Source organism: Hyphobacterium vulgare (assembly GCF_042643335.1).
GTDB classification, from domain to species: Bacteria; Pseudomonadota; Alphaproteobacteria; order Caulobacterales; family Maricaulaceae; genus Hyphobacterium; species Hyphobacterium vulgare.
Genome location: NZ_JBHRSV010000016.1, coordinates 118,402 through 125,308 on the forward strand (window position 1 = coordinate 118,402; position 6,907 = coordinate 125,308).

The following is a 6,907-nucleotide window of genomic DNA, read 5'->3' on the forward strand; positions in this document are numbered from 1 at the left end:
GTGACAAGGTTTCGCGATTGCGCCAGTCTCCCCGCGCCATGCGCCGCTACGCCCTGACCTTCCTGCTTGTTCTCGCCGCCCTCACCGGAGGGTTTGCCGGCTTCAACAGCCTCGTCGATCCGTTCGACATCACCGGGGCGCCGGACCTCTCTGGAGTCAATGAACGCCGATCCCGCATCTATGGCGATGGCGGGCGGGTGCATTCCGCCGACCTTATGGCGCGCGGCGCTGAAACCTCGGTCCTGCTCGGCTCCTCGCGGACGGTCGACGGCTTCCCGCGCGATCCGGAACACTGGCCCGGCGGCATCGCCAATGCCGGCATGCGCGGCACCAACGTCTTCGAACTGTCCCAGGCGATGCTGCTGGCGGCGCGCGATCCCGATCTGCGCTGCATTGTCATCGGCCTCGACCTCGACGAATTCGGCACGCATTCCAAGGCCAAGGCGACCTACTGGCTGTCCGCGCTCGCCGACGGACGACGCAGCTGGGCCTTCGCCCGCGTCGCCCTGTCACCGAATACCTTCGCCGCCTCGGTCCAGACCCTGGCCGACAATCTCACCGGATCCGGCCCGCGCGTGCCCTGGCAGGACCGCTACGCACCGGGCGTCCAGCGCGAGCGCTACGAGAACGGTGCGCGCGGCATCTACCGCTTCTATCTCGGTTACAATCCCGACCCCGACCGGTTCGCCTATTTCGAACAGGCGCTCGACGCTGTCACCGCGTCCGGTGTCCAGGTGACCGGGTTCATTCATCCCCTGCATGCCTGGCGCGAGGAAGCCCTGTTCCGCGCCGGCCGCAGCGACGCCTATTTCGCCCTGCGACGCGACCTGACGGCGATGTTCGATCGTTACGCGCCGCGCGATGCGGCCGAGCCCTGCACGCAAGGCGGTGCGGCCGTGCTTTGGGATTTTTCCGGCTTTCAGGACTTTGCCGTTCAACCCGCCCCGGCTCCGGATGCGACGGCGGCGCACCCGCTGTTCTACGAACCCTCCCACTACCTGCCCCATGTCGGACAGGCGATGCTCGACCGGATGCGCGGCGAGACCGGCGAAGGCCTGCTGACGGGCGAGGATTTCGGCATCCGACTGACCCCGCAGACGCTGGCCGCGACGGAAGATGCGATCCGCGCCCGCCGCCAGTCCTGGCTGGACACCCCGGCCGGGCAGGACGCCGCGGCATTCATCGAACAGGTCGCGGCTGCCAACCCGCCGCCGGAAGCCGCCCCGCCCGCCTACCTCAATCGCGACGACTGGATTGATCTGCGCCGCGCGGCGGCGCGCTTGCCGCGCCGGGCGGACGCGGGCTAAACCCGGTTCCGGCATTGAAAGGACACTCCAGAACATGACCGTGCACCTGCACAAGGGCGATCTGCCGGACGATCTCGACCTCGGCCCGGTCGTGGCCGTCGATTCCGAAACGCTCGGCCTGTCGCTGGTGCGCGATGCGCTCTGCGTGGTGCAACTGTCGGCCGGCGACGGCGACGCCCACGTCGTCCAGCTCGACCGCAAGACCTATCACTGTCCGAATCTGAAGGCGCTTCTGACGAATGAACGGGTCGAGAAGATCTTCCATTTCGGCCGCTTCGACATCGCGATGTTCCAGCGCGATCTGGGTGTGACCACCCGGCCGGTCTTCTGCACCAAGATCGCCTCGAAGCTGGCGCGGACCTATACCGACCGCCACGGCCTGAAGGACGTGACCCGCGAACTCGTCGGCATCGACCTGTCCAAACAGCAGCAATCGAGCGACTGGGGCGCGGACGAGCTGTCCCCGGCGCAGCTCGATTACGCGGCATCCGACGTGCTTCACCTGCACGAACTGAAGAACAAGCTGACCGACATGCTGGTTCGCGAGGGCCGGCTGGCCCTGGCCGAAGCCTGTTTCGATTTCCTGCCCACGCGGGCGAAACTCGATCTCGCCGGCTGGGACGAGACTGACATCTTCGCGCATACGTGAGGAGCGCGGCCATCTTCTTGCCGCGAGAAGCAGGCACAGAGCGCGCATTCGGGAGGCAGACCACCACGTGACCACCGCGACCGACAGCTTCGATATGCAGCCCCCGCGCCATTCGCGCTGGGAGCCGATGCGGGCGACGACGCTGGAAGATGCGCGGCGGCGGACCGATTTCGTGCGCATGCTCCGCTTTGCCCTGATTGGTCTTGCCGCGGCGCTGGGCCTGATCGTGGTGATCCAGCTTCTGTTGAACAATTCAAATGCCGAGCCGGAAGCTGTTGAAACAGTTGGCGAGAATGCCCGGATGATCAATCCGCGCTTCACGGGCCGCGACGAAGGCGGGGCGCCCTTCACCGTCACCGCCGACACGGCGATCCGCCGCCGCGGCGAGGCGCTGAACCTGACCGAGCTGGAAAACCCGCGCATCGACTTCGAAATGCTCGAGGCGATCGACCAGAGCGCCGACGGAGTTCTGGCCGAAACCGGGATCTACGATTCCGAGGCGCGCACGCTCGATCTCGACGCCGATGTCCGCTTCCGCACGCGCTCGGGCTATCTCTTCCGCTCGGAGGATGCGCGCATCTATCTCGGCGAGGACCGGGTGGTCGGCGACAGTGCGGTCGAGGGGATCGGGCCGATGGGCCGGATCCGTGCCGACCGCTACGAGGTACTGGACGGCGGCGACCATGTAGTGTTCACAGGGAATGTGGTTGCCCGTATCGAGACGGACAACGCCAGCGCGACAACCGCGCCGGGCACGGAGGACGAGTAAGCCATGATGCGCATCATTCCGCTCGCACTGGGCCTGGCCGCCATGCTGGCCTTCGCCCCGTCCGCCGAGGCGCAGATCGGCCGCTCCGGCGGTCCGCTCGACGTGCAGGCCCAGAACATGGATGTGTTTGACGCCGAAGGCCGCATCCTGTTGCGCGGCGAGGTCGATGTCATCCAGGGGGATACCCGCCTGGCCGCTGACCAGATCGAGATTTTCTACACCCCGGGCGGCAATGCCGCGACGGCCGGCGGCTTCGGCGACATCAGCCGCATCGTCGCGACCGGCAATGTCTTCTACGTGACCCCGCTGGAGCGCGCGCGCGGCAGCAACGGCGTCTACGAGGCCGCGAGCGACACCGTGACCCTGACGGGCAATGTCGTGCTGACCCGCGGCGAGAACGTCATCACCACGACGCGCTTCGTCACCAATCTGACGACCGGCAATTCCTCCTTCGATGGCGGTGAGTCCGGCGAACGCGTGCGTTCTGTTCTCTTCCCCGGCAGCGAGAATGCCGGCGGCAGCGACGAAGACACGAACGAGTGAGTCGACCGGGCGATATCGAGGTCTCCGGCGACAGCGCCGAGACCGGCCTGGTCGTCGAGACGATCGGCAAGACCTACCGCAAGCGGCCGGTGGTTAAAGGCGTGTCCCTGCGCATCGACCGGGGCGAAGTCGCGGGCCTGCTCGGGCCGAACGGCGCGGGCAAGACGACCTGCTTCTACATGATCACCGGCCTCGTCGAGGCGGATTATGGCCGCATCCTCCTCGATGGCGAGGACATCACGCGCCTGCCGATGTATCAGCGCGCGCGGCTTGGCATCGGCTATCTGCCGCAGGAAACCTCGATCTTCCGGGGCCTGACGGTGGAGGAGAATATCCGCGCCGTTGCCGAAATCACCGAACGCAATGCCCGGGCGCGAAACGAAATCGTCGATCAGCTGCTCGACGAATTGCGCATTGCGCATCTGCGCGACGCCCCTGCCCTGTCGCTGTCGGGCGGTGAGCGCCGCCGCGTGGAGATCGCCCGGGCGCTGGCGACGCGGCCGTCCTTCATGCTCTTGGACGAACCCTTTGCCGGGATCGACCCGCTGGCCATCGCCGACATTCGCGACCTGATCCGCTTCCTGAAGAATCGCGGCATCGGCATTCTGATCACCGACCATAATGTCCGCGAAACGCTGGAAATCACCGATCGCGCCACCATCATTCACGAGGGCGAAGTCCTGTTCGAGGGCTCGCCGTCGGAGATCCGCGCCGATCCCGATGTCCGCCGCGTTTATCTCGGTGAAAGCTTTGGCTGATTAACTCTGCCCCGATACCGGACGGTTCGGGGGCGAGGCCTTGGCGGGACTGACACAAAAACTCGATATGCGTCAGGGCCAGTCGCTGGTCATGACGCCGCAATTGCAGCAGGCAATCAAGCTGCTGCAACTGTCGAACATCGAGCTGTGCGCCTTCGTCGAGGAGGAGCTGGAACGCAATCCGCTTCTGGAACGCGACGAACGTGACGCGGACGGCGATACCGCCTCCGCCGAACGCGAAGAGCCCGCCGACCCGCAGGAATTGTCGCTCGACCGTGCGTCGCGGGAGGCCGACGACGCGGTCGACGCCGATGCCGACGTGGTCAACTCCCACGTCTCGAAATCAGACCTTGCCGGGGCGCCCGGCGGGTCGACCGACTGGTCGAAGGCCGGCTCTGGCAAATCATTCGACGGTGAATACGACGCCGCCGCCAATGCCAGCCGCGAAGTGTCGCTGGCCGAGCACCTGCACGACCAACTGAGCGTTGCCGGGGCCGATCCCGTAACGCGGATCATCGCGGCCTGGCTGATCGACCAGGTCGATGACGACGGCTATCTGCGCGCCGACCTGGGCGAGATGGCGCAACAACTCGGCGTCGAGCGGTCCGCTGTCGAAGCGTCCCTGTCACTGGTCCAGACCTTCGAGCCAGCGGGCGTGATGGCCCGCGACCTTCGCGAATGCCTCGCGCTTCAGCTGATCGACCGCGACCGTTTCGATCCCGCCATGGCCGCCCTCCTCGACAATCTCGACCGCCTTGCCAAGCACGATTATGACGCGTTGCAGGCGATCTGCGGCGTCGATGCCGAGGATCTCGACGAGATGGTCGCAGAGATCCGGTCGCTGACGCCGAAGCCCGGCCTGGGATTCGGCGGCGAATCGGCGCGCGCCGTGGAGCCGGACGTGATGATTCGCGAGAATCCGGATGGCAGCTGGCGCGTCGAACTCAATTCCGACACGCTGCCGCGCGTCCTGGTGAACCAGCAATACGCCGCCGAGATCAGCCGCGTCGCGCGCACCGAGCAGGACAGGACCTTCATCTCGGAATGCTCGGCCAATGCCAGCTGGCTTGTGAAATCGCTCGATCAGCGCGCCCGCACCATTCTGAAAGTGGCCAGCGAGATCGTGCGCCAGCAGGACCTCTTTCTGGCCAAGGGGGTCGCCTATCTGCGCCCGCTGAACCTGAAGACCGTGGCCGATGCGATCGGCATGCACGAATCGACGGTCAGCCGCGTCACCTCGAACAAATATGTCGCCACCCCGCGCGGCCTGTTCGAGCTGAAATATTTCTTCACCTCTTCCATCGCCTCATCCGCTGGCGGCGAGGCCCATTCCGCCGAAGCCGTGCGTTATCGCATCAAGGCGCTGATCGACGCGGAAACCCTGGATGACGTCCTGTCCGACGACACGCTTGTGGATCGCCTGCGGCAGGAGGGAATCGACATCGCCCGCCGCACCGTTGCGAAATACCGCGAGGCGATGAACATCCCGTCCTCGGTCCAGCGCCGCCGTCTTCTCAAGCGCACCGGGTGAAGACGCTTGATCCGCGGCCCCGGACGCGATTGACTCCCAGACTCTCCGCCAATAGGTTCCGCCCGCTTTCCGGGGAGGGGTGGTATGGGTGGCACCTCATCGGCCGCGTCGACGCGGCAGGAAGGACACATGCAAATCCAGGTTGTCAGCAAGGGAATCGACGTTTCCGAAGCGCTCCGCGAGGAGATCATCGGGCGGGTCGAGGAAGGCGTAACCAAGTATTTCAGCCGCGAGGGCGAAGCCCATGTGGCGATTTCGCGTGAAGGCGGCGGTTTTCGCGTGGACTGCTCGCTGCATCTGCCTTCGGGCATCCTGCTGAATGCGCAGGGCGAGGCGGACGACGCCTACAAGGCCGCGGAGATGGCCATCCAGCGTCTCGAAAAACGCCTGCGCCGCTACAAGCGCAAGCTGAAGAACCACCACAATGACAACAAGTCGCCCCTGCCGGCGGAAACCACGCCGATCATGGTCCTGCAGGGCAGCGGCACCGGCTGGGATGATGATTTCGACGAGGAAGAGGACGAAGCGGCGGCGAGCGGCGAGGCCGCTGAACCGGTCGTTGTCGCCGAACGTCTCGGCGAACTGCGCACCCTGTCGGCCGGCATGGCGGTCCGCGAACTCGAGGCAGCGGGCGCGCCCTTCTTCATCTTCCGCAACGCGGCGCATGACGGCATCAACGTCGTTTATCGCCGTCCGGACGGACATATCGGCTGGATCGATCCCGGCCGTGCCACGAAGACGTCGTAAACAGGCGCTATTTCACCGGCCGGACAACGGTCGCCTCCCCCGAACGAAGACATGATGGCTCTTTCAGATCTCCTCCCCCCCGACGGTGTGATTACCGGCCTCTCGGCGTCGAGCCGCAAGCAGGTGGTCCAGTCCCTTGCCGAGGTCGCGGCGCGCTTCTGCAACGCGAAACCGCGCGACATCGTCGATGCCGTGCTCGAGCGCGAACGGCTCGGCTCGACCGGCGTGGGGGACGGGGTTGCCATCCCGCATGCCCGCGTGGCGGGCGTGGACCGGGTGTTCGGCGTGTTCGCGCGCCTGCGCACCCCGGTCGATTTCGATTCGATCGACGGCCGGCCGGCCGATCTCATCATCATGCTGCTGGCGCCGGAGGATTCCACGGCCGAGCATCTCAAGGCGCTGGCCCGCGTCTCCCGCGTCCTGCGGCGCGAGGACATGCGCGAGCTTCTGCGCGGTGCGGCCGATGCCGACGCCCTCAACGCCATCCTCGGCGGCGAGATCGCATCCGACGCGGCCTGACGCAGCTGCATCCAGAACCGCAAAAGAAAAACGCCGCGCTGGCCAGCGCGGCGTTTTTTCTTCGGGTTCACCCTGCGAAGCCTT

At 66.0% G+C, this 6,907-nt stretch carries 8 protein-coding genes; all 8 read left to right on the forward strand.

Annotated elements, in window-relative coordinates:
• Positions 1 to 17 precede the first annotated feature (17 nt).
• On the forward strand, positions 18 to 1,307 hold the full coding sequence (locus ACFOOR_RS08760; protein ID WP_343164510.1) for a hypothetical protein: 1,290 nt from the start codon (positions 18 to 20) through the stop codon (positions 1,305 to 1,307).
• 34 nt (positions 1,308 to 1,341) lie between these two features.
• Positions 1,342 to 1,956 carry a ribonuclease D gene (locus ACFOOR_RS08765; protein ID WP_343164511.1) on the forward strand — a complete coding sequence of 205 codons (615 nt, stop codon included), beginning with the start codon at positions 1,342 to 1,344 and terminating at the stop codon, positions 1,954 to 1,956.
• Between the two features lie 67 nt (positions 1,957 to 2,023).
• Positions 2,024 to 2,725, forward strand: a complete 702-nt coding sequence (lptC, locus tag ACFOOR_RS08770) for an LPS export ABC transporter periplasmic protein LptC (protein ID WP_343164512.1) — start codon at positions 2,024 to 2,026, stop codon at positions 2,723 to 2,725.
• 3 nt (positions 2,726 to 2,728) lie between these two features.
• Complete coding sequence (locus ACFOOR_RS08775; protein WP_343164513.1) at positions 2,729 to 3,268, forward strand: LptA/OstA family protein; 540 nt, start codon at positions 2,729 to 2,731, stop codon at positions 3,266 to 3,268.
• Positions 3,265 to 4,026, forward strand: a complete 762-nt coding sequence (lptB, locus tag ACFOOR_RS08780) for an LPS export ABC transporter ATP-binding protein (protein WP_343164514.1) — start codon at positions 3,265 to 3,267, stop codon at positions 4,024 to 4,026. The genes ACFOOR_RS08775 and lptB overlap by 4 nt, the downstream gene beginning before the upstream one ends.
• 40 nt (positions 4,027 to 4,066) lie before the next feature.
• A complete protein-coding gene (gene rpoN / locus ACFOOR_RS08785) occupies positions 4,067 to 5,557 on the forward strand; it encodes an RNA polymerase factor sigma-54 (protein ID WP_343164515.1) in 1,491 nt (496 codons plus the stop codon).
• Between the two features lie 129 nt (positions 5,558 to 5,686).
• The gene (gene hpf / locus ACFOOR_RS08790) at positions 5,687 to 6,304 is read left to right on the forward strand and encodes a ribosome hibernation-promoting factor, HPF/YfiA family (RefSeq protein ID WP_343164516.1); all 618 of its coding nucleotides are present in this window, start codon (positions 5,687 to 5,689) and stop codon (positions 6,302 to 6,304) included.
• Positions 6,305 to 6,358: 54 nt separating this feature from the next.
• Complete coding sequence (ptsN, locus tag ACFOOR_RS08795; protein WP_343164633.1) at positions 6,359 to 6,823, forward strand: PTS IIA-like nitrogen regulatory protein PtsN; 465 nt, start codon at positions 6,359 to 6,361, stop codon at positions 6,821 to 6,823.
• The last annotated feature ends 84 nt before the right edge of the window (positions 6,824 to 6,907 follow it).